Raw genomic sequence first — 24,061 nt, 5'->3', positions numbered from 1 at the left:
AAGAATATTTTTATACCACTAAATTATGAAATTGTTTTTGGATAATCATTTTATTGCCAAGATTAAAAACTGTTGCTTAGCAATAACGACTATACTGCTCATCAATTCCTGTGCTACTCATAAGCCGCAATATGGAAAAAATGTTAGTGCCAACGAAACACAAAACGCAACAGACACCATAAAAATTGCCCATACTTTTTATCTTGTTGGCGATGCCGGAAATGCCGATGAAGAACAGGCACAGCAAACACTCGAACTTTTACACCAAAAGCTAAAAAAAGCGAACAAAAAATCGACCTTACTTTTTCTGGGTGATAATATTTATCCTAAAGGTTTTCCTGCTGATAAAAATGCAGAAGATGTTGCTTTGGCAGAAACAAAACTTACAAATCAATTAAAATTAGCCAAAGGTTTTAAAGGAAAAACAATTTTTATTCCGGGAAATCACGATTGGTACAGCGGTATCAAAGGCCTTGAACGTCAGGCTGACTTCGTGACTAAAAACCTGAATGATAAAAAAGCTTTTCTGCCAAGAAAATCCTGTGCGATCGAAGATGTAAAAATTGACAGTACCACTACTCTGGTTACAATTGACAGCGAATGGTTTCTGGAAGACTGGGACAATCATCCCACAATAAATGATAATTGCGACATTAAAACCAGAGAAGATTTTTTTGAGGAACTGGAAAGTATCTTAAATAAAAATCAGGAAAAAACGGTGGTTTTGGCCATTCACCATCCCTTATTAAGCAATGGAACACATGGCGGACAATTTTCTCTGGAAAAACAGTTATTTCCTTTAGAGAAAAAAATCCCACTTCCGGTAGTTGGGTCTTTTATTAATTTGTTGCGAAAAACATCTGGTGTGAGTCCGCAGGATCTTCAAAATAAGCAGTATACCATTTATGCAAAAAGAATTAAGACGCTTTTGCAAAAGCAGAAAAATGTAATTGTAGTTTCCGGACACGATCACAATTTGCAGTATATAAGTAAAGAAAATATTCAGCAGATTATCAGTGGTGCGGGATCAAAATCTGAAGCCGCCAGAGCTATAAATACATTTGATTTTTCATATGGAGGGAATGGTTATGTTACACTGACTTTGTTTAAAAGCGGTGATGCCAAAGTTTCTTTTTTTGGAAATGAAAACAATAAAGAAAAATTGCTTTTTGAACGTGAAATTATAAAAGCCAAAGAAATCAATTGGGCGGCGGATATTCCGAATAACTTTCCATCAAAAATTACAACTTCTATCTATTCAGAAAAAATGACGGATAAAAGTTGGTTTCATAAATTTCTTTTCGGGCAACATTACAGAAAATATTACAGCATGCCAATCGAGGTAAAAGTAGCAACTGTAGACACCTTAATGGGCGGTTTAAAACCTATTCGCGAAGGCGGAGGTCATCAGTCTGTTTCTTTAAGAATGTCTGATCCTAAAGGCCGCGAATATGTAATGCGTGCCATGAAAAAAAGCGCAACGGTATTTTTGCAATCGGTAGCTTTTAAAGATCAGTATGTTGTAAATGATTTTGAAAAAACGTATGCCGAAAACTTCTTGTTTGATTTTTACACTACCTCTCATCCTTATGCTCCTTTTGCAGTTGGAAATCTGGCTGATAAATTAGGAATCGCTCATACTAATCCGATTTTATATTATATCCCGAGACAAAATGGTTTGGGCGAGTTTAATGCAAGTTTTGGCGATCAGTTATATATGGTTGAAGAAAGACCTGCAGACAATCATCTTGATGGTAAAAACTTTGGAAATCCGGGCAACATAATTGGTACGGACGATATGATGAAGAATCTTCATAAGGATGAAAAATATGTAGTTGACGAAAAAGAGTATATCAAAGCACGTTTATTTGATATGTTAATTGGCGACTGGGACAGACATAGTGACCAATGGCGCTGGGCGGAATATAAAAAAGATGGTAAGGTCATTTACAAACCGATTCCGAGAGACAGAGATCAGGCATTTGTAAAATATGACGGAACGCTGCTTTCTATTTTAATGAATATTCCGGCGCTGCGACATATGCGTACTTTTAAGGATAAAATCGACAATGTAAAATGGCTTAACAGGGAACCTTATCCAATGGATTTGGCCTTTTTAAAAACTGCCGAAGAGAAAGACTGGGTTGAGCAGGCTAAATTTATTCAGGAAAATTTGTCTGACAGTGATATTGATGCAGCTTTTAAAAGTCTGCCTAAAGAAGTTCAGGATCAAACTATTGAAGAAATCAAAAGAAAGTTAAAAAGCAGAAAAAGAGAACTTCAAAAATATGCCATACGTTATTCTGATGTTTTAAGTAAAACGATTATGATTGCCGGAACAGACAAAAAAGACAAATTTGTGCTGAATCACAATCATAAAAAAGGCATTGAACTTCAGGTTTTCCGAATAAAAAAGGAAGGCGATGAATTGATTTATACTAAAAATATAAGCGATGCAAAAACCAGAAATTTGTGGATTTACGGTTTGGATGATAATGATGTTTTTGAGGTGAAAGGAGAGCAGAGATCTAAAATTAAAATTCGTTTAATTGGTGGTCAGAATAATGATACTTATAATATCGAAAACGGAAGAAAGGTGATTGTGTACGATTTTAAATCAAAGGAAAATACGTATAACTTAGATTCAAAAACACAAACACAACTCACGGATGATTATGATGTGAATTTATACAATTACGAAAAACCAAAATATAATGTGGTTTCCGGCCTTCCAAATATTGGTTACAATCCGGATGATGGTGTAAAACTTGGTGTTAACTTAAATTACACTGTAAACAATTTTAAACAAAACCCTTATACACAGCGACATGTTTTAAATGCTTTTTATTACTTTGCTACAGGCGGTTTAGAGTTTAATTATGCCGCTCATTTTCCGGGTTTATTGGGTAAATGGGTTATAGATGTTGAATCGCAATATACTACTCCTAATTTTGCTATGAATTATTTTGGTTACGGAAATGAAACTAAAAATAATGATGATGAATTTGGTATGGATTATAATCGTGTTCGTATTCGAAAATTTAATGTTTCCGGTGCTATCAGACATGTTGGACGATACGGAAGCGAGTTTAGTTTACAACCTATTTTTCAAAGGATGACAGTAGAGGAAACTGAAAACCGATTCATTAATATTCCCAATATTATAAATCCTGATGTTTTTGCTACTCAAAATTTTGGAGGTTTAAAATTAAAATATTCTTTTAGAAATTCTGATTTTGCAGCAAAACCAACTTTAGGAATGTATTTTATGATTGCGGGAACCTGGACTGCAAATTTAGACGAGACAAAACAGAATTTTCCAACACTGGAAAGTATATTAGGTTTTACGCATAAAATTGATCACAATGGAAAATTGGTTTTGGCGACTTACTTTAAAGGTAAAACAATCTTAAACAATAACTATCAGTTTTATCAGGGTGCTGCTCTGGGTGGCGATACTGATTTGCGTGGTTTTAGAAATGAGCGTTTTTTAGGTAATTCGTATTTTTCTCAAAGCTCAGATTTACGTTTAAGCCTTGGTAAAATCCAGCGTACTATTGCTCCTTTAACTTATGGAATTCTTGGTGGTTTTGATTACGGAAGAATCTGGCTTGACGGAGAAGATTCTAAAAAATGGCATCACGATTACGGCGGCGGACTTTGGCTAAATGCGATTAATGTGCTAACTGCCAGAATTTCTTATTTTAAATCTCCTGACGAAGTTGGAAGGGTTATTTTTGGAGCGGCTTATAGTTTTTAATTTTTTAAGATACTAAGGTACTGAGGTGCTAAGGTTCTAAGTTTTTTAGCCACGAATTCACGAATTTTAATTTAAAAATAATTTGTGAATTCGTGGCTAATCTTTTCTTAGCATCTCAGTATTTTAAATTCTTAGCGACTTAGAGCAAACTCATAAACGTTTCCTCCTATTTTATTTGACTTTTCGTCTGCAATTAGTAAAGTATTATTGTCTTTAAAAACAATAGCTTCTTTTTGTGAGAAATGATTCAGACTTATTTCGCTTTGTGAACCTTTATGAAATAAATCTCCTTTATAGCCTTTAAACACAACAATTTTATCGTGACTTAACAGTACTACTTTTTTTCCGTCGGGGCTAATTGTGGCACTTGTCAAAACACAATGATTGTAATTATCACAGGTTTTAAACTCTCCTATTCTAACCGCTTTTTGAGTACCGGCTGCATTTTTAATTTTGTAGATAAACGCTGTTCCGTCAAAACCTTTACTGCGGTTTTTCGTAAAAAGATAAAAATAACCATTCAGCTCAAAGAAACTTTCTACATCATAAAACAGTTCTTTTTTCTTTGGCGGAAATTCTGTTTGTTCCGGATATGAAAATGAGATTTTATATTCGGCAACAGCCTGATCTTTATTCAATTGATTTTTGGCGATTTTATAAATACACAGATCCTTGCGTTCATTATCATTATTTCCAAAATCTCCAATATAGATATTTTCATTTTTATCTTTTGTAATATCTTCCCAATCCACATTGGTAGCATTTGTAATGGTAATAGTTTTGGCAATTTTACCTTTAGCGTTTAAAGCATAAATTGCATTTTTATTTCCACTGTCTTCCAAAGTATAGATCATATTGGTTTCCGGGAAATAGGTAATTCCTGAAACTTCTTTTAATTTTTTCGGCAGCGAATAAAGCGTTTTAAAATTGGCATTTGATTGCTGCTGACAAGCTAATAGAACTATAGAAACGATTACTAAAAAAGATTTTTTCATAAGATTATATTTTTTCTTTTCAATTCTGTAAGTTAAGCTCATGTAAGAAGTTTCATTTTAATGAACTTATATAACTTATAGGCTGAAAACCTTTTTAAACTAAATTAGTATTTTTAAAATTACGGGTAATAAATTCGAAAGCGGCATGCATGATGTGTCCCATTGATCTGGCATTTTTAAATTTCATGTCATTAGTATATCGGTACAATTCCATTTTGAGCTGATTCAAATGTTCCTCTGTCGAAATTGTATCGTGGCACATAATATTCAGTAACTTTTTAACTCTGGTTTCGGCAGAATGTATACGTTTTGCCAAAATTGCTCTTTCTTCATCTTTATACTGAATAATAGAGCGCTCTTCCAGTTTCTCTTTTATAAGCTGAATCATCGGATAGTTTTCTTTGAAAAACTGTGGACGATATACTTTAAAATTTCCTTCATAACATTGCTGATCAAAATCGATTGGACGAATTTTATAGACTACCTGATCAAAATCGTGAATGGGAACAATAACATAATTATAGGCTCTCATGTCTCCCAAAAGCCTGATCATACAACGTTCGTTAAACTTAACAAACTCTTTGGCGATCTGTGCTTTCTCCATTTCGGTACATTTATCGAGTAAAGTATCCATAAAAACATCACCCGGAATTCCGATAATATGCTCTTCGATCAAAGTATCTTTATAAACCAGAAAGTTGATTTTATCCGGCGAGAGAATATCTTCTAATTCTAATCCGTAAATTCTTGATGCATCTGCTTTTTTAATATAAAAATGAACATAGTTGTCATTAAGAATATTTCGGACTTTAATTCGAAACGGTTTTGAATTTCCAAACGTGCAATAGTCAATTGCGTCAACATTCAGGAACTGAATAATCTCACTATTTCCATCAGAGTGCAAAAGTGAATATATTTTTTTCAGGTTTAGATCAATTTCATATCTCTCAAATTCGCTGTAATACACACGAATCCATAAAGTGTCTGTTTCATTTTTATCATAAACATTGACAGAACCGGAAAAACGCAATAAGTCATCATAGAATACAGATACTTTCGAAATTCGTTCGTATCGTTCTAAATAACTTAAAAGAGATTGCATTAAAGGATAAGATGGTTTTTTTAAAACCATTAAAGGTTCGCTCATTTTTGAATATCTTTATTACAAATTTACATTAAATAAAATTTAGCGTAACAATATTAAAGTTGAATCGTCATACTAAAAACTAAAACCAGAACGAATTTGGAAACCATTCTTACTATTGAAAATCTTCACAAAAGATACGGGCGCATTCAGGCGTTGAAAAATGTATCTTTTGAAATCCAAAAAGGCCGTGTTTATGGCATCTTAGGACCAAACGGAAGTGGAAAATCGACCACTTTAGGTATTGTATTAAATGTTGTAAATCGTACATCCGGAAGTTACAGCTGGTTTGGAGGACAAATACAAACACACGAAGCCTTAAAAAAAGTTGGCGCTATTATAGAAAGACCCAACTTTTATCCATACATGACTGCAGAAGAAAATCTGAAATTGGTTTGCAAAATAAAAAGCATCAACTATGCTAAAATCAATGAAAAACTGGATTTAGTAGGTTTGACCGAAAGAAAAGACAGCAAATTCAGTACTTTTTCTTTAGGTATGAAACAGCGTTTAGCAATTGCTTCGGCCTTACTAAATGACCCTGAAATTCTAATTTTAGATGAGCCAACCAATGGTTTAGATCCGCAGGGAATTCACCAGATTCGTGATATTATTAAAAAAATTGCTTCTCAGGGAACTACTATTTTACTGGCTTCGCATTTATTGGATGAAGTCGAAAAAGTATGTTCGCATGTAATTGTTTTACGAAAAGGTGAAATTTTATATTCAGGTTCTGTTGATGGAATGTCTGCTAATCACAGCTTTTTTGAAGTGATGGCAGATGATGTTCTTTCGCTAAAAAACATTCTGAGTTCGCATTCTGCTGTTGAAAAAGTGGTGGAAGAAGAAGGAAAAATTTTGGTTTATCTGACATCTGATTTATCTGCATCAGAGCTAAATCAGTTTTTATTTTCTAAAAACATTACACTGACCCATTTGGTTAAACGTAAAAACAGTTTAGAAGCCCAATTTTTAGAATTAACCAAAAATCGCTAAACCATGAAAAGACTTGTCTCTATAGAATTACAAAAAATCTGGAAAAACAAAGCCAGTCGTATATTAACCTTAACTTATTTTATTTTACTTTCTTTTATTGCCCTGATTGCTTCAATCAAATTTGAGTTTGGAATGGTTAAAATTCATTTTGCCGAAATGGGCATTTTTAACTTTCCTTATATCTGGCATTTCAACACGTATATTGCCAGTTTGCTGAAATTTTTCCTCGCTATTGTCATTGTTTCTATGATGGCAAATGAGTACAGTTATGGCACTTTAAAACAAAATCTAATTGATGGATTGAGCAAAAAAGAATTTATTTTATCCAAGTTCTTAACAGTAGTCCTTTTTTCTTTATGCTCTACTATTTTTGTTTTTGTCATGAGTTTAATTCTCGGATTATTCTTTTCATCTTATACTGAATTTGGAATTATCTTTTCGGAATTAAGTTATCTCTTAGCTTTCTTTGTCAAATTGGTTGGATTCTTCTCTTTCTGTTTATTCTTAGGAATTTTAATAAAACGTTCTGCTTTTGCTTTAGGTTTTCTTTTAGTATGGTTGTTTATTGAGTCGCTTTTAAAATTGCTTTTTGCATTTACCATTTTTCCAAATAGTGATAACGATAAATACTTTACGCAGTTTCTTCCATTAGAATCAATGAGTAACTTAATTGTAGAACCTTTTACAAGATTATCAGTTATAAAAAGCATTGGTAACCAAATGGGAGTACAAAACGTTAAAGATTACGGTGTACATCCTTTTAGTATTCTAATCGTTTTAGCCTGGACATTTTTATTCATATACTTTTCTTACAAGCTATTAGAAAAAAGAGATTTGTAGTATATTTGTGATACTATGAATTATTTTAAAGTCTCTTTAATTACTGTATTCATGTGCTTTTTTTCACTTGGACTAAAAGCACAGAATATTGTTGTAGATGCTACAAAAACACCCGAAGAATTAGTAAAAAACATTTTAATAAACAGTTCGTGTATCAATATCGAGACTGTTAATGCATCCGGAAATCCTGGCAGCTCAGGACAAAGTTATGCTTATTTTAATTCAGGAGGCGGCAGTTTTCCATTTTCTGACGGGATTGTATTGAGCACATCTCCCAGTAAATATGCAGCTGGTCCTTTTATTCAGGCAAACTCAATAGGCAATACAAGTAGTAACTGGCCGGGTGATGCTGACTTAAATAAAGCATTAAACAATCCTGTGAGCAGACAGGCTACGGTTTTAGAATTTGACTTCGTAGCATTAACAAATTCTATAAGTTTTAATTATGTTTTTGCTTCTAATGAATATCAAACCTATTACCCATGTGTGTATTCTGACGGATTTGCTTTTTTAATAAAAGAAGCCAATACGACTGATCCTTATAAAAATCTCGCCGTTTTACCCAATACTACAACACCGGTTTCTTCTACTACCGTTCATACCAAAATTAATCCGGTTTTTGCAAACGGAACCACCTATGCAGGATGTGAGGCTTCAAATGAGAATTTCTTTAATGGATACAACAATAGCACAAGTCCGATAAATTATGCCGGACAAACTGTCGTAATGAACGCTCATACTGATGTGGTACCAAATAAAACCTATCATTTAAAACTTGTTATTGCCGATGATCCAACAGGACAGTATAATTCTGCTGTTTTTATAGAAGCAGGAAGTTTTACTTCGACAATTAATTTTGGAGCTGATAAAACAATTGCAACCAATAATCCCGCATGTTTTGGAGAAAATATAACTTTAGATACTCATCTTGATAATACAAAATACACTTTTAAATGGTTAAAAAAGGATGCTTCTAATACTTATACTGAAATTATTCCTTTAGAAACCGGATCCAGTTATACCGTTCAATCAGCTGGAGATTATCGCGTCGAAGCCACTTTGGCAGGCACCACTTGTGTGGCTATTGGAATGATTAAAATTGAATATGCTCCTAAAATTCTCTCGACTGACACTACCATATTACAATGTGATAACGATACTGACGGGATTTCTGTTTTTAATTTAACAAAAGTAGATAATCTTATCAAAAACAATGTCACGACAATTTTAAACAAAGGCTACTACGAATCATTGGCTGATGCTCAGGCAAAAACAAATCCTATTTTAACTCCTGAAAAATACACAAACAAAACCTCAGGTCAGCTTGTTTATGCCAGGCTCGAAAATCAATATGGATGTTTTAAAATTGCCCAGGTAACATTGCAAATTTCAAATACCGTAATTCCGGATCAAAATCCCATTGTTACTTGTGATGGAGATAATATTCAGGATGGTTTATATCAATTTGACCTAAGTGCACAAGTTACACCACAAGTTGCTGCAGGTTTACCAGGTAGTCTGACCTTTAGCTATTATCTAAGTAGTGATGATGCTCTTAATGATGCTAATCCTCTGTCAAATATTTTTAAAAATACAACTCCGTTTAACCAGATTATTTACGTAAAAGCTACAAACGGACCGGATTGTTATGATATTACCCCAATTACATTAAAAGTAAACACTTTTGATCCGCCAAATTTTGAAGACGAAACAAGATATTTGTGTAAAAATGATGAGATTATTTTAAGTGTAGCTTCTGGTTATGATAAATATTTATGGGATGCAGGAAGTACAGATAATGCTATAACAGTCAATACTCCCGGTGATTATTCAGTATTGGTAACGGATACAAATGGTTGCCAAAAAACTAAAAAATATAAAGTGATTTTATCAGAACCTGCTGTAATAACAGATGCTGTTATAAATGATTTCTCTGGCGATGAAAATTCGGTTTTAATTAAATATACAGGAGTTGGTAATTATGAATTTTCATTAGATGGTACTGTTTATCAGGATGAACCTTTATTTAATGGTGTAAACCCGGGAATTTATACTGCTATTGCTCTCGATAAAAATGGTTGCGGATTATCTAACTCTTTTTCGGTTTATATTGCAGATTATCCTAGATTTTTTACTCCAAATGGAGATGGATATAATGATTTATGGGTTATAAAAAATGCTGATCACTTGCCCGATTTTAAAGTATTCATTTTTGACCGTTACGGAAAATTATTAAAACAAATGGATCAAAACAGTACAGGCTGGAACGGATTATTTAATAATCAGCAATTACCTTCTGATGATTATTGGTTTACGATAAACTTTGTAGATGGCAAAATTATTAAAGGTCATTTCAGTTTAAAAAGATAGTTTGTTTAAAGCACAAACACTAAATATCTATTGCTATTTTTCGATAAATTTTAGAGTTCAAAATTCAATTTTTCTCCTTTAAGAAGAAAAAAAACTTATTATTACAAAAAAAAACTAAAATAAAACCTATTTTGGCTTGAGCGTTTCAATTCATTAAAAAGCTACTAACCAAGCCAATGAAAAAAGTATTACATTTTATATTATTACTGTTTTGCACAGTAAATTGTTTTTCGCAGTTTAGCAAAACACATTATATCCCCCCATTAGTTTCAGTTGCCGGATTTGCCGAAGATCAGTATCTGTACATCTCAACTCCAAATGTCGCCAATGTCAATTTTAAAATCATTGCCAATGGCGGAAGTGTAATTACAGGAACTGTAAACAACACCAATCCTTATCGGTATTATATTGGAACAGGTCTTAATACACAATTATTTACACCTCTGAATAGTCTGGGAGTTGTAGCCAATCGCGGATATATTATTGAAGCTGAAGACTTAATTTATGTAAGCGCCAGAGTCAATGCCGGCCGAAACGAGCAAGGCGGCTATAACCATGCCGGAGGATTAGTATCTAAAGGAAACAGCGCGCTGGGCACTACTTTTAGATTAGGAGCAATGTTAAACCCGCTTTTTGATACAACATTATTGAATTTTGCTTCGATCATGGCTACAGAAAACGGAACTAAAGTAACCCTATCAGATATTCAAAACGGAACACAGCTTTTAGATGGAACTATTATTTCCGGGCCAATAACGGTAACCCTAAACAAAAACGAAAGTTATGTTCTCGCTTTAAAAAACTATAATAATATTACAAGTGTATCCAATAGTTCTAAAATGATTGGAGCATTGGTTGTCTCTGATAAACCTGTGGTAGTTAATTCTGGTTCGTTTGGAGGAAGCAACAGTATATTATTAGGGCAAGCTCAAAATGGTACTTTAAGCCCTGTGGGAAGAGATGTGGGTTTTGATCAAATTGTTTCATTAGAAAAAACAGGAAAAGAATACATTTTCATTAGAGGTCTTGGAACAGATGAATTAGAACGTGTTTTGCTAGTTGCACATTATAATAACACTGAAATTTTTCTTAATGGTTCTGCTACTCCATACAAAACACTCAATATTGGCGAATATATAGCTATAGATGGAAGTCTGTTTAATAATGGAAGTTTATACGTAAAAACATCTGCTAATGTATTTGCTTATCAAAGTATTGGAGGAAGCGAAAGTCCTGCTAACCAAAATTTATTTTTTGTCCCGCCTATAAATTGTGCTACACCAAATACAGTAGACAACATTCCTCAAATTCAATCTATTGGCAATAATACTTTTAATGGAGTTCTAAACATTGTGACTGAAACAGGTGCTACAGTCTTATTAAATAACAGCGCTATTAAGGCATCTCCCGTTGCAATTGATGGAACAACAGCATTTGTGCGTTATAACGTGGAAGCTTTATCCGGAAATATAGCAATCAAATCAACAAAACAGGTATATGTTTCATATTTTGGAACTAATGGAGCCGCAACTTATGGCGGTTATTATTCAGGTTTTGACCTAAAACCGGAGATTGTAAGTGGTAAAATCGCATTAACAGCTTCAGCATGCATTCCAAATGTATCACTAAAGATCAATTCTTTATCATCTTATGATACTTTTCAATGGTATAAAGACGATGTAATCATTCCAGGTGAAACCAAAAATAATTACACTCCTACCCAACCAGGTTTTTATCAGGTAAGAGGAAGTATTTCAGGCTGTTTGACTAATATTTTCTCAGACAAGATTCCGGTAAGCTTATGCCCAATTAATCTCGATAATGATTTAGTAAACGATAATATAGACATTGATTATGATAACGATGGTATAACAAACTGTACGGAATCTTATGGAGATATGGCAATAAATACCTCGAATCCAAATACAGGTACAGTAACAGTTGGAACTTATTCCAATTCATTTTCAGGTACTATTACTAATACAACACCTCCCGCCATAGCTCCTTTTGCCGGAAATGCAGATGGCAGTTTTGTTACTGAAGTTTTAGCCGGAAAAAGTTCTTCTGTAAGCTATACGCTGAATTTTGCAAAACCAATAAATCTTAGATTAGAATATGTTGCGACTGCAAATACAACTGATTTATTAAACTCAGATTCTGAGTACATAATCAACTCAGATGTTGACAAGACCATAACGGTTCTCAATCCCGATAATCAATTATTAATTGACACCAATTATGACGGAATTTACGAAAGTGGTGTTACGCAGTTCTCTTCTTTCGAAATTCGTTTCCGATTAAACGGAAGTGTTCCTTTGCCTGCCGGAACAGGTACATTTAAGTTTCAGTCTTATCAAACTCAGTCATTAAAAATCACACATAAAAATCTATTAGATACTGCAGATAATAAATCAACATTTAAACTTACCGCCACTTGTGTACCCAAAGATACTGATGGTGACGGAATTCCTGATCAGTTAGACTTAGACTCAGACAATGACGGCATACCGGATATAATTGAATCGCAATTAAAACCAATAGCCTTATCTAACACCGACACTAATCTGGATGGAATGGACGATATTTTTACGCCTTCTGCACCACCAATTGATACGGATAATGATGGTATTCCAAACTATCTTGACTTAGACAGTGACAATGATGGTATATATGATTTAACAGAATCAGGAAGTAATGCTCCGGATGTTAACAAAGACGGAATTATTGATGGAAATGCTTTTGGGATTAATGGATTAGCAGATTCTTTAGAAACAAGCCCTGATAGTGGTATCTTAAACTATACCGTTTCAGATTCTGATGGTGATGGTATAAAAAACCATACGGAAATTGATAGTGACAACGACGGTTGCAATGATGTTATAGAAGCTGGATTTACAGATCCAAATTTTGATGGTCAGTTAGGGAATATACCTGTTATTGTAACCCCCCGAGGAGTGGTGACAAGTGGAACCGATGGCTATACAACTCCTAACATGAATTACATTCATTTTGCTGCGCCAATTTTAACCACTAAACAACCCGAAAATCAAGCAGTTTGTGAATCACAAAAGGCGATTTTCAGCATCACATCAGATGCTGATACTTTTCAATGGCAGCTTTCTACTGATAACGGAAAGACATGGAATACATTGACTAATAATACAACTTATTCAGGAACAAATACTGCATCTATAACGATCCAAAAAGCAAACATTGCAATGAATGGTTACCTGTATCGTGTTCAATTAAACCGAAACAACAATGCCTGCGGATTAATCTCTTCTAACGTTGTAAAACTAAGTCTTTTTACTTTACCTGTTTTAAACTCTCCAATTACACTAGTGCAATGTGATGATGATACTGATGGGATTTCTAATTTTAATGTAACCGAGAAAAACAGTTTTATTTCTGCCAATTCAACCAGCGAAATATTTACTTATTATACTACTTTGGCAGGAGCAAACGTAAAAGATCCTGCTGTATTAATTTCAAATCCTCTTTCGTTTTCAAGCAGTAGCAATAAAAATATTTGGGCAAGAGTAGAGAATTCAAATGGATGTTTTTCTGTCGCTCAATTGAATCTGATAGTATCAACAACGCAAATTGATCCAAATTTTAAAAGATCATTTAGCGTTTGTGACGATTTTATTGATACCAACAATAATGACAAAGACGGAATTGCAACTTTTGATTTTAGTAGTGCAACAAACGATATTCAGGGCATGCTCCCTTCTTCTGGAGCAAATTATACTATAAAATATTATGCTACTGAAATTGATGCTTTCGCAGAAACCAATGCCATTACAAATCCTGCAAATTACAGAAATACAATACCTAATCAGCAAGAAATTTGGGTACGTGTTGATAGCAATCTGGACAATTCCTGTTTTGGATTAGGAGCATATATAAGTCTTAAAGTAAATCCAAAACCTGATATTGATACCAACACAAATCAAATTGCAGACAAATTAGTATGCTCAAATTTACCTTCTTTTTTTATACAGCTCGATGCAGGAATTATAGGTAATATCACTCCAAATACTTACACCTATATCTGGTCAAAAGACGGAAGTGTAATTCCCGGAGAGACAAGTGAAACCTTAGATGTAAATGAAGAAGGGAAATACACTGTAGAAGTCTTTACTAAAGACGAAAATAGTTGCAGCAGAACCCGGACTATTTCTGTAATTGCCTCAGATATTGCACATCTGGATTCTGTTTCTATCTCAGACTTATCAGATTACAACACTGTTCAGGCAAACGTTTCCGGTGCTGGAGATTATGAATACAGTATTGATGAGTCTAATGGCCCTTTTCAGCAATCTAATTTCTTTGATAATGTTCGTTCCGGCATTCATGAGCTTTATATTCATGATAAAAATGGTTGCGGAACAATTTCCAAAACTATAGCAGTACTCGGAATTCCTAAATTTTTCACACCCAATAATGATGGTTATAATGACTATTGGAACATACAGGGAGCAAATGATACTTTTAATTCAGGAGGCAAAATTCTTATTTTTGACCGATATGGCAAACTAATCAAGCAAATTACAACATCAGGCAATGGATGGGACGGAACATATGCAGGCAGTCCAATGCCCGCAGATGACTATTGGTATACTTTGAAACTGGAAGATGGTCGTGAAACAAAAGGTCATTTTAGCCTGAAAAGATAACTTCATCAAAACTCAAACACTAAACTTAAAAAGACAGCAAAAAAGAATCCCAAACTCCTTAATTGGAATTTGGGATTTTTTATATTGAAACTTAAAACGAATTAGATTTTAAATCTTTTTCTATCTGTTTCAGTTAAGTAAATCTTTCTTAAACGAATAGATTTTGGAGTAACCTCTACATATTCATCTTTTTGAATGTATTCTAAAGCTTCTTCAAGAGAGAAAATAATTGGTGGAATAATTCTGGCTTTATCATCATTTCCAGAAGAACGAACGTTAGATTGTTTTTTCTCTTTTGTTACGTTTACACACATATCATCACCACGAGAGTTTTCACCAATTACCTGACCTTCGTAAATTTCAGCATTTGGTTCAACAAAAAACTTACCACGATCTTGTAATTTATCGATAGAATAAGGAATAGCTTTTCCTTTTTCCATAGAAATTAATGAACCTTTGTTACGTCCGGCAATTTCTCCTTTGTAAGGCTCATACCCAATAAAACGGTGTGCCATAATAGCCTCACCAGCTGTAGCAGTAAGCAATTGATTTCTTAAACCAATAATTCCACGTGATGGAATATTAAATTTAATGATCATACGCTCACCCTTAGTTTCCATACTCAACATTTCTCCTTTACGGAAAGAAACAAACTCTACTGCTCTACCTGAAAGTGATTCTGGTAAATCGATTGTTAATTCCTCAATTGGCTCACATTTTTTACCATCAATTTCTTTGATGATAACTTGTGGCTGACCAATTTGTAACTCGTACCCTTCTCTTCTCATTGTTTCAATAAGAACAGATAAGTGAAGTACTCCACGACCAAAAACCATGAATTTATCTGCAGAATCAGTTTCACCTAACTTCATTGCTAAGTTTTTCTCTAATTCTTTTGTTAATCTTTCTCTAATATGACGAGAAGTTACAAATTTACCCTCTTTACCAAAGAAAGGAGAGTCATTGATTGTAAACAACATACTCATAGTAGGTTCGTCGATATCAATCGTTTTTAGACCTTCCGGATTTTCAAAATCAGCAATAGTATCACCAATTTCAAAACCTTCAACTCCAATGATTGCACAAATATCTCCGGCAATAACTTGTTCTACTTTTTTACGACCAAGCCCTTCAAAAGTATGAAGTTCTTTGATACGAGATTTAGATACAGTACCATCTCTTTTTACTAATGAGATTGGCATTCCTTCTTTAAGAACTCCTCTTTCAAGACGACCAATAGCAATACGACCTGTAAAAGCAGAGAAATCTAAAGATGTAATTAACATTTGTGGTGTTCCTTCAGAAACTTTAGGAGCAGGTACATTTTCAACAACCATATCCAATAATGCCTCAACATTATCAGTTACGTTTTCCCAATGATCAGACATCCAGTTGTTTTTAGCTGAACCATAAACGGTTGGGAAATCCAACTGCCATTCTTGAGCACCTAATTCAAACATTAAGTCAAAAACTTTTTCATGAACTTCTTCAGGAGTACAGTTTTCTTTATCTACCTTATTGATAACTACACATGGCTTAAGACCTAAGTCGATAGCTTTTTGTAATACAAAACGCGTTTGTGGCATTGGCCCTTCAAAAGCATCCACTAGCAAACATACACCATCGGCCATGTTCAATACACGTTCTACTTCACCTCCAAAATCGGCGTGACCAGGAGTGTCGATAATATTGATTTTTGTTCCTTTGTATTGAACTGATACGTTTTTAGAAGTAATAGTAATACCTCTTTCACGCTCTAAATCGTTATTATCAAGAATTAAATCACCTGTATTTTCGTTGTCACGAAATAATTGACAGTGATACATAATTTTATCAACCAAAGTGGTTTTACCGTGATCGACGTGGGCAATAATTGCAATATTTCTAATAGATTCCATCTGAGATTTTTAATGGGTGCAAAGGTACACTTTATTTTGATATAAAAAACGTTTCTGTGATAGTTTGCGTATAGACAAGTAATTAGTTCATTAAAGAGAACGTAAATTTAAGTGTAAAATGAACTTTTCTTATTGTTTAATTATAGTTAATTTAACTATATTTGAGTAATGAAAAGCAAAACTCTACAAATTACTCTGGTTTACATTATCATATCGTTATTTGTGGCAATTGTTTGCCACAAGTTGCTTATTACCCACTTTTCAAAGACCGAGTATTTTTTTATTTTCTTTCTAAAAGACATTTTTTTCATTTTCACTACTGCCCTATTTTTCAAATACATACTCTCTAAAAACGAAAAAAGAAACGTAGCCGTTTTCAAAAAATTAAAAGAGACAAACGAAGAAATTAAAGAATCTAACGAAAAATATGACATTGTTGCAAAAGCAACCAGCGACACAATTTGGGACTGGAAAATTCAGGAAGACAGCATAAACTGGAACAAAGGAATCGAAAGTGTTTTTGGCTACAATCCTTCAGAAGTAGGCAAGACCTCAAAATGGTGGTTTGACAAAATTCATCCCGAAGACAGCATCAGAATGTCTATTAAATTATATTCATTTATTGAGCAAAAAACCGAAAAATGGCAGGATCAATACCGTTTCAGGTGTGCCAACGGAACCTATAAATATGTTTTAGACCGTGGTTTTTTATTAAAGGACGAAAACGGAAGAGCCATTAGAATGATTGGAGCCATTCAGGACATTACCAAACAAAAAGAAGAAGAGCAACGTCTAAAACTTTTAGAAACGGTAATCACACAATCTAAAGATTCTATTTTAATTACAGAAGCCAATTCTGCAAATCGTAGAATTCCAAAAATAGTATATGTTAATCCTGCATTCTCCCAAATGTCAGGTTATATGTCAAATGAGATAATCGGAAAATCACCAAATATTTTCAAAGGGCCAAAATCAGACTCAGAAGAACTTAAAAAACTATTAAGAGCAATAAAAAATGAAGAAGAGTGCCTGATCGAAACTATAACCTACACTAAACAAAATGAGGAATATTGGGTTAGATTTTCCATGATTCCAATCTTCAACAGCGAAGGAGTCATTACCCACTGGATTTCAATACAAAGAGACATTACTGACGAAAAGAAATTAGAAACAGAAAAAGAGCATTTAATTCGCGAATTAACACAAAACAACAAAGACTTAAAACAATTCTCATATATCACTTCGCACAACTTACGTGCACCATTATCCAATTTAATCGGACTTTTAAATCTTATTGACGATATTCCGATCGACAATCCGGAACTGGAAGAAATCCTAAACGGGTTTACCAAATCTACGCATTTACTAAATGAAACCATAAATGACTTAGTAAAAGTCATCATCATAAAAGACAATCCTTCAATGCAAAAAGAAGAGGTTTCTTTACAAGAAGTATTCGAGAACGTATTTAACCAACTTTCCTTTCAAATCGAATTACACAAACCTATCATCAAATTAAAATTTGACAAGGTTCCTTTACTAAACACCAATAAAGCATACATAGAAAGCATTTTACTTAATCTGCTCACCAACTCTATAAAATACAAATCTGAAAATAGAAAATTAAAAATATCTATTATTGCAGAACAAATAGATCATAAAGCCATTTTAACCTTTAAAGACAACGGAATCGGGATTGATTTAGAAAGAAACCGTGATAAAGTTTTTGGACTATACCAAAGATTTCACAATTACCCGGACAGCAAAGGACTGGGATTATATCTGGTAAAATCACAAGTAGAAACCATGGGAGGAACAATTAGTATCGAAAGCGAAGTTAATAAAGGAACTACATTTACAATAACATTTAAAAATTAACACATCATGCTCGAGCAAATTCTATGCATTGACGATGATCCTATCACGTTAATGTTATGCAAAAAAGTAATTTCAAAATCATCTTTTTCAAAAGAAATTATTACAGCTCAAAATGGAGAAGAAGCACTCCATCATTTTAATACTTTAAAATACACAAACAGCAAAAACAAAGTAAACAAAAAACCAGAATTGATTTTTCTCGATTTAAACATGCCAGTTATGAGTGGCTGGGAATTTTTAGACCACTTTACTTCTCCGGATTATGCTGATTTTAATACCGCAACAAGCGTGATTGTACTCTCTTCAACAATAGACCCTGAAGATCTTGCCAAAGCAAAAAAATACCCTATTATAATAGATTTTCTTTCTAAACCAATCACACAGCCTATGCTGGAATATCTTAAAAAGAAGATCGATATTTTATAAAAAAACCAAATTCAAATCCCAATTTTAAAACCTCATATTTATTGGATATCATATTGAAATTTGAATTTTGATCTATTGAATCAATTACATCCAAACAAAAAAAAGTCCTCTAATAGAGGACTTTCTTGTATATTTTAGGAAATTGTAATTAATTACAATTTAGCAACATGTTTAGTTAATTTAGACTTCAAGTTAGAAGCTTTATTATCATGAATGATGTTCTTTTTAGCTAATTTATCAATCATAGAAATTACAGTTGATAATTTTGCTGTAGCATCAGCTTTATCAGTAGCTATTCTTAATGCTTTAATTGCATTACGAGTAGTTTTATGTTGATATCTGTTAAGAACTCTTCTTTTTTCGTTACTTCTGATTCTTTTTAATGCTGACTTATGATTTGCCATTTTGTTTTAATTTTAGATGTAATAATAATTATAAATACTAGTTAAAAAAGAAAAACCTCCCACAATTGTAAAACAATCACTTTGGTTTTAACTAATAAAACAAAAACCGAGACACCAATTTTTATTTTACAAAACTTATTTACAACTAATTTTGTAGTCTGTAAGGGAATCGAACCCCTGTTACCAGGACGAAAGCCTGGAGTCCTAACCCCTAGACGAACAGACCAATTTCTTCTAAGTTTTCTTCAATTTAGATGAAATTGAAATTGTAGTCCGTGGGGGAATCGAACCCCCCTTACCAGGATGAAAACCTGGCGTCCTAACCGATAGACGAACGGACCATTACATCAAGTTAAATAACTTAATTCGCAGAAAAAAAAGTAGTCCGTGGGGGAATCGAACCCCCCTTACCAGGATGAAAACCTGGCGTCCTAACCGATAGACGAACGGACCATGTGTTTCTCTAATGCGGATGCAAAGATACATCTATTTTTTAGTTGCACAATAGCTGATGCAATTTTTTTTATTTTTTTTTAATACGCCTTCGCAAAAAGCACTCGCTTTGATGAAGGATTACCAGTAAACACACAGCTTCCCGCCTCTTCTACAGCATCCAAAGGTATGCAACGAATGGTCGCTTTTGTCAGGTCTTTTATCTTCTCTTCAGTCTCCGCAGTTCCGTCCCAATGAGCCGAAATAAATCCTCCTTTACCTTCTAAAATTTCCTTAAACTCCTCAAAATTATTTACTTCAGTAATATGAGTATTACGATAATCTAATGCCTTATTAAATAAATCCGATTGAATCTGCTCTAATAAATCATTTACATAATTTACAATCCCGTCAGCAGCAACAACTTCTTTTGTCAAAGTATCACGTCTGGCAACCTCAAAAGTTCCATTTTCCAAATCTTTTGGACCAACTGCAATTCTAACAGGAACACCTTTTAATTCCCATTCAGCAAATTTAAACCCTGGTTTTTGAGTTGTTCTGTCATCATATTTAACAGAAATCTTAAGTTTTCTCAACTTAGCAGTCAATTCATTAACTGCGGTTGTGATTTGTACCAATTGTTCATCTGTTTTATGAATTGGAACAATTACAACCTGTATTGGCGCTAAATTTGGTGGCAATACCAATCCCTGATCATCAGAATGCGTCATTACCAAAGCCCCCATCAAACGGGTAGATACTCCCCAGGAAGTTCCCCAAACATGTTCCTGTTTCCCTTCTGCATTAGCAAATTTCACATCAAAGGCTTTAGCAAAATTTTGTCCTAAAAAGTGAGATGTTCCCGCCTGCAGAGCTTTTCCGTCCTGCATTAAAGCTTCAATACAATATGTTTCATCTGCTCCAGCAAAACGTTCCGTTTCGGTTTTAAAACCTTTTACCACAGGAATAGCCATGAAGTTCTCAGCAAAATCAGCATAAACATTCATCATTTTCTCTGATTCTTCCAGCGCCTCTGCTTTTGTAGCATGTGCTGTATGTCCTTCCTGCCACAAAAATTCCGCAGTTCTCAAAAACAAACGTGTACGCATTTCCCAACGAACCACATTAGCCCATTGATTAATCAATAAAGGTAAATCTCTATAAGACTGCACCCATCCTTTATATGTAGACCAGATAATAGCCTCACTGGTAGGACGCACAATAAGTTCTTCTTCTAATTTTGCATTTGGATCAACCATCAATTTCCCCGGTTTATCCGGATCATTCTTTAATCTGTAATGTGTCACAATAGCACATTCTTTTGCAAATCCTTCTGCATTTTTTTCTTCAGCCTCAAACATGCTCTTAGGCACGAATAAAGGAAAGTATGCGTTTTGATGTCCCGTTTCTTTAAACATTCGATCTAACTCAGCCTGCATTTTTTCCCAAATAGCATATCCGTATGGCTTAATTACCATACATCCTCTTACACCTGAATTTTCAGCTAGATCTGCTTTAACAACCAGTTCATTATACCATTTCGAATAATCTTCTGATCTTGTAGTGAGGTTCTTACTCATATTGAATAGTTTGGCACAAATTTTGTTTTAATAATTTTAACTAAATAGTTTGACAAAACTAACTATTTTTGTAATGTGCAACAATAAAAAACACCACAGATATGAAAACTTATGCTACTCTCCGCCAAAACTCAAGTCATTTTTACTTAATTGGATTATTGAGTTTTCTACTTGCATCATGTGGTTCTTACCAAAATACTTCCTATCATGATAATGACGGCGTATACGGTAACTCAACCCATAGATACACTCAGACAAATACCACAAACACAAACAATCAGTATAGAGACTATTTTAAATCGCTGCAAGACGACGATCAGCCTACAGAAATTTTTACTGATGTAGACAGTTATGGTAATTACGCCGTAAACGACAGCACACAAACTGTTAACACCTACCCTGCATGGGGAAGTGCCAATACGGATGTTTCTGTAAATGTTTATTCTGACCCATCTTGGTCCTGGGGATTAGGTTACGGTTTTGGATATCCTTATTATGGATACGGATGGGGTTACGGAGGCTACTGGGGTTATCCTGGCGGATACTGGGGAGCCGGATGGGGTTGGGGTTATCCAACCTGGGGTTATCCTGGATACTGGGGACCTGGTTACCGATACAACAACTACGCTTATAACTACGGAAGAAGAGGCTCTGCTTCTTACTATGGCGGAAGAAATTACGCTTACAACAGAGGATATACCAATGGCAGTTTTACAACAAACAGAAGTTACACTACCAGAAACTACGATTCAAACAGAAGCTATAACACAAATAGAAACTACACAACCAATAGACAAAGTGGATATTCTGATTTTAGAAGAAGCTCCAATACAAATGGAAGAACATACGATTCTTCCAGCCCAACTTTCACTAATAGAAGAAGTGCAGGTCAAGGACAAAACAACAGCTTTGACTATTCTAACAGAAGATCAGGCAACACCACAACAAGAAGCTACGATAATGGCAACTCAGGAAGAACTTACTCTCCTAGCCCATCACGTTCAATGAACAGTGGCGGTGGCGGCGGTGGAAGATCCTACAGCGGCGGCGGTGGCGACGGTGGCGGAAGATCATACGGCGGTGGCGGTGGCGGAGGAAGAAGATAATCACTTCTTCCCCCATACTTTCAAAAAATTATATTAAAAAACTATCCAAATGAAAAAAATATTCTTCCTACTTATTACAGGACTAACTGTTAGCGCCTCATATTCACAAGAAGTATCAGACGCTTTGCGTTACGCACAGGACAATTTGACCGGAACTGCAAGATTTAGAGCTATGAGCGGTGCTTTTGGAGCCGTTGGAGGAGATCTATCCTCTATAACTGTCAATCCGGCGGGTTCGGCCATATTTTCAAACAATCAGGTTGGAATAAGCCTTAGCAATCAAAATGTTAAAAACAATTCTAACTATTTTGGAACTCAGACTAACGACAAAGACAACTCATTTATTCTGAATCAGGCTGGCGGAGTATTTGTTTTTAAAGATCATAACCCAAACAATAACTGGAAAAAGATTGCACTTGGGATCTCGTATGAAAACACAAATAATTTTAACAACAATGTTTTTTCAGCAGGAACAAATCCAACAAACTCTATAGACAAATATTTCCTGGCTTATGCCAATGGAATTCCTTTAGGAGATATAACTCAAATTCCTTATAAAAGTCAATTTTATAATGAGCAGCAGGCTTATTTTGGATATAAGGGTTTTGTAATCAATCCTATATCAGACACCAACAACAATACACAATACACTTCAAACGTTCCTGCAGGTGGTAACTATTATCAGGAAAATGCCATTTATTCAAGAGGATACAATAGTAAATTAAGCTTCAATATTGCTACATCTTATAAAGACAGAATTTACTTAGGAGCTAACTTAAATGTTCATATTACTGACTTTAGACGTTCCAGCAGTTTTTACGAAGACAATAACAATCCTCTACAACCTACTGCAACCATATCGAATTTACGTTTCAATAATGAATTGTATACTTACGGAAATGGTTTTTCTTTTCAACTTGGAGCCATTGCTAAAGTTACAGAAGCATTCAGACTTGGTTTAGCTTACGAATCAAATACCTGGTATGAACTTTATGATGAAGTTTCACAAAGTCTTTATACCACTACACAAGCTGCCGGAGGACCGGAAAACTATGCAAATGTTAATCCTAACATTGTAAACGTATACGATTCTTATACTTTACAAACTCCTGCAAAAACCACTTTTAGTGCCGCTTATGTTTTTGGCAAATCCGGTTTAATTAGTGTTGATTACGCTATTAAGGACTACGCAAATACCAAGTTTAAACCAACGAGTGATGCTGGCTTTAGAGGTGTAAACAACGACATTAGCAATCAACTTACTAATACCGGAGAATTAAGAGTTGGAGCTGAATATAAAATAAAACAATTAAGTCTAAGAGGTGGTTATCGCTACGAAGGCAGTCCTTATAAAAACGGAACTACTCTTGGAGATTTAAATAGTTATTCCGGAGGTTTAGGCTATAATTTCGGAGCAACTAAATTAGACCTGGCTTATTCTTATTTAGAAAGAAAATCTAATCAGGGATTTTTTGCTACAGGTTTGACTGACGGAGCAAACATAACATCGAAACTAAACAATGTTACGTTGACCCTATTATTTGAATTGTAAT

At 34.2% G+C, this 24,061-nt stretch carries 14 protein-coding genes and 3 tRNA genes; 9 read left to right on the top strand and 8 right to left on the bottom strand.

What is annotated here, in order from left to right; translation table 11 throughout:
- Positions 1 to 25 precede the first annotated feature (25 nt).
- Positions 26 to 3,760, top strand: a complete 3,735-nt coding sequence (locus tag A4F88_RS20090) for a metallophosphoesterase (protein ID WP_068844547.1) — start codon at positions 26 to 28, stop codon at positions 3,758 to 3,760.
- 131 nt (positions 3,761 to 3,891) lie between these two features.
- Here the strand turns inward: A4F88_RS20090 and A4F88_RS20085 are convergent, their stop codons facing one another.
- A complete protein-coding gene (locus tag A4F88_RS20085) occupies positions 3,892 to 4,755 on the bottom strand; it encodes an SdiA-regulated domain-containing protein (protein WP_068844656.1) in 864 nt (287 codons plus the stop codon).
- Between the two features lie 94 nt (positions 4,756 to 4,849).
- Positions 4,850 to 5,902, bottom strand: a complete 1,053-nt coding sequence (locus A4F88_RS20080) for a hypothetical protein (protein WP_068844546.1) — start codon at positions 5,900 to 5,902, stop codon at positions 4,850 to 4,852.
- Positions 5,903 to 5,998: 96 nt separating this feature from the next.
- Between A4F88_RS20080 and A4F88_RS20075 the strand changes: the two genes are divergently transcribed.
- From A4F88_RS20075 to A4F88_RS20060, 4 genes are all read left to right on the top strand, one after another.
- Positions 5,999 to 6,895 (top strand): ABC transporter ATP-binding protein, encoded by an 897-nt coding sequence (locus tag A4F88_RS20075; RefSeq protein WP_068844545.1) that lies wholly within the window; start codon positions 5,999 to 6,001, stop codon positions 6,893 to 6,895.
- 3 nt (positions 6,896 to 6,898) lie between these two features.
- Complete coding sequence (locus A4F88_RS20070) at positions 6,899 to 7,735, top strand: ABC transporter permease (protein WP_068844544.1); 837 nt, start codon at positions 6,899 to 6,901, stop codon at positions 7,733 to 7,735.
- A 51-nt stretch (positions 7,736 to 7,786) separates the two neighbouring features.
- On the top strand, positions 7,787 to 10,105 hold the full coding sequence (locus A4F88_RS20065; RefSeq protein WP_245179180.1) for a T9SS type B sorting domain-containing protein: 2,319 nt from the start codon (positions 7,787 to 7,789) through the stop codon (positions 10,103 to 10,105).
- A 176-nt stretch (positions 10,106 to 10,281) separates the two neighbouring features.
- On the top strand, positions 10,282 to 14,784 hold the full coding sequence (locus tag A4F88_RS20060; RefSeq protein ID WP_068844542.1) for a T9SS type B sorting domain-containing protein: 4,503 nt from the start codon (positions 10,282 to 10,284) through the stop codon (positions 14,782 to 14,784).
- Between the two features lie 101 nt (positions 14,785 to 14,885).
- On the opposite strand, the gene typA is transcribed toward A4F88_RS20060, so the two are convergent.
- The gene (gene typA / locus A4F88_RS20055; protein WP_068844541.1) at positions 14,886 to 16,682 is read right to left on the bottom strand and encodes a translational GTPase TypA; all 1,797 of its coding nucleotides are present in this window, start codon (positions 16,680 to 16,682) and stop codon (positions 14,886 to 14,888) included.
- A 168-nt stretch (positions 16,683 to 16,850) separates the two neighbouring features.
- On the opposite strand from typA, the gene A4F88_RS20050 reads away from it, so the two are divergent.
- Positions 16,851 to 18,560 (top strand): PAS domain-containing sensor histidine kinase, encoded by a 1,710-nt coding sequence (locus tag A4F88_RS20050; protein ID WP_068844540.1) that lies wholly within the window; start codon positions 16,851 to 16,853, stop codon positions 18,558 to 18,560.
- Between the two features lie 6 nt (positions 18,561 to 18,566).
- Positions 18,567 to 18,986, top strand: a complete 420-nt coding sequence (locus A4F88_RS20045) for a response regulator (protein WP_068844539.1) — start codon at positions 18,567 to 18,569, stop codon at positions 18,984 to 18,986.
- A 152-nt stretch (positions 18,987 to 19,138) separates the two neighbouring features.
- On the opposite strand, the gene rpsT is transcribed toward A4F88_RS20045, so the two are convergent.
- The 5 genes from rpsT to proS all read right to left on the bottom strand — a co-directional run bounded on the left by rpsT (position 19,139) and on the right by proS (position 21,402).
- Complete coding sequence (rpsT, locus tag A4F88_RS20040) at positions 19,139 to 19,390, bottom strand: 30S ribosomal protein S20 (protein ID WP_068844538.1); 252 nt, start codon at positions 19,388 to 19,390, stop codon at positions 19,139 to 19,141.
- 154 nt (positions 19,391 to 19,544) lie between these two features.
- Positions 19,545 to 19,616, bottom strand: a tRNA-Glu gene (locus A4F88_RS20035).
- Positions 19,617 to 19,659: 43 nt separating this feature from the next.
- Positions 19,660 to 19,731 (bottom strand) — tRNA-Glu (locus A4F88_RS20030).
- 40 nt (positions 19,732 to 19,771) lie between these two features.
- A tRNA-Glu gene (locus tag A4F88_RS20025) sits at positions 19,772 to 19,843 on the bottom strand.
- A gap of 80 nt (positions 19,844 to 19,923) precedes the next feature.
- Positions 19,924 to 21,402: a proline--tRNA ligase gene (gene proS / locus A4F88_RS20020; RefSeq protein WP_068844537.1), complete on the bottom strand. Its 1,479-nt coding sequence runs from the start codon at positions 21,400 to 21,402 to the stop codon at positions 19,924 to 19,926.
- A gap of 101 nt (positions 21,403 to 21,503) precedes the next feature.
- On the opposite strand from proS, the gene A4F88_RS20015 reads away from it, so the two are divergent.
- On the top strand, positions 21,504 to 22,508 hold the full coding sequence (locus A4F88_RS20015) for a hypothetical protein (protein WP_068844536.1): 1,005 nt from the start codon (positions 21,504 to 21,506) through the stop codon (positions 22,506 to 22,508).
- Positions 22,509 to 22,557: 49 nt separating this feature from the next.
- A complete protein-coding gene (locus A4F88_RS20010; RefSeq protein WP_068844535.1) occupies positions 22,558 to 24,060 on the top strand; it encodes an OmpP1/FadL family transporter in 1,503 nt (500 codons plus the stop codon).
- Position 24,061 lies beyond the last annotated feature (1 nt).

It is taken from the genome of Flavobacterium chilense, assembly GCF_001602525.1.
In the GTDB taxonomy this organism is placed as follows: Bacteria; Bacteroidota; Bacteroidia; order Flavobacteriales; family Flavobacteriaceae; genus Flavobacterium; species Flavobacterium chilense.
The sequence above is the reverse complement of the archived record's forward strand: the minus strand, read 5'-3'. Positions and strand labels throughout refer to the sequence as shown.

Bases quoted from the DNA above. Each gene is read 5' to 3' on its own strand.
- A4F88_RS20090 (WP_068844547.1), top strand. From the start codon at position 26: ATGAAATTGTTTTTGGATAATCATTTTATTGCCAAGATTAAAAACTGT.
- A4F88_RS20085 (WP_068844656.1), bottom strand. From the start codon at position 4,755: ATGAAAAAATCTTTTTTAGTAATCGTTTCTATAGTTCTATTAGCTTGT.
- A4F88_RS20080 (WP_068844546.1), bottom strand. From the start codon at position 5,902: ATGAGCGAACCTTTAATGGTTTTAAAAAAACCATCTTATCCTTTAATG.
- A4F88_RS20070 (WP_068844544.1), top strand. From the start codon at position 6,899: ATGAAAAGACTTGTCTCTATAGAATTACAAAAAATCTGGAAAAACAAA.
- A4F88_RS20065 (WP_245179180.1), top strand. From the start codon at position 7,787: ATGTGCTTTTTTTCACTTGGACTAAAAGCACAGAATATTGTTGTAGAT.
- A4F88_RS20060 (WP_068844542.1), top strand. From the start codon at position 10,282: ATGAAAAAAGTATTACATTTTATATTATTACTGTTTTGCACAGTAAAT.
- typA (WP_068844541.1), bottom strand. From the start codon at position 16,682: ATGGAATCTATTAGAAATATTGCAATTATTGCCCACGTCGATCACGGT.
- A4F88_RS20050 (WP_068844540.1), top strand. From the start codon at position 16,851: ATGAAAAGCAAAACTCTACAAATTACTCTGGTTTACATTATCATATCG.
- A4F88_RS20045 (WP_068844539.1), top strand. From the start codon at position 18,567: ATGCTCGAGCAAATTCTATGCATTGACGATGATCCTATCACGTTAATG.
- rpsT (WP_068844538.1), bottom strand. From the start codon at position 19,390: ATGGCAAATCATAAGTCAGCATTAAAAAGAATCAGAAGTAACGAAAAA.
- proS (WP_068844537.1), bottom strand. From the start codon at position 21,402: ATGAGTAAGAACCTCACTACAAGATCAGAAGATTATTCGAAATGGTAT.
- A4F88_RS20015 (WP_068844536.1), top strand. From the start codon at position 21,504: ATGAAAACTTATGCTACTCTCCGCCAAAACTCAAGTCATTTTTACTTA.
- A4F88_RS20010 (WP_068844535.1), top strand. From the start codon at position 22,558: ATGAAAAAAATATTCTTCCTACTTATTACAGGACTAACTGTTAGCGCC.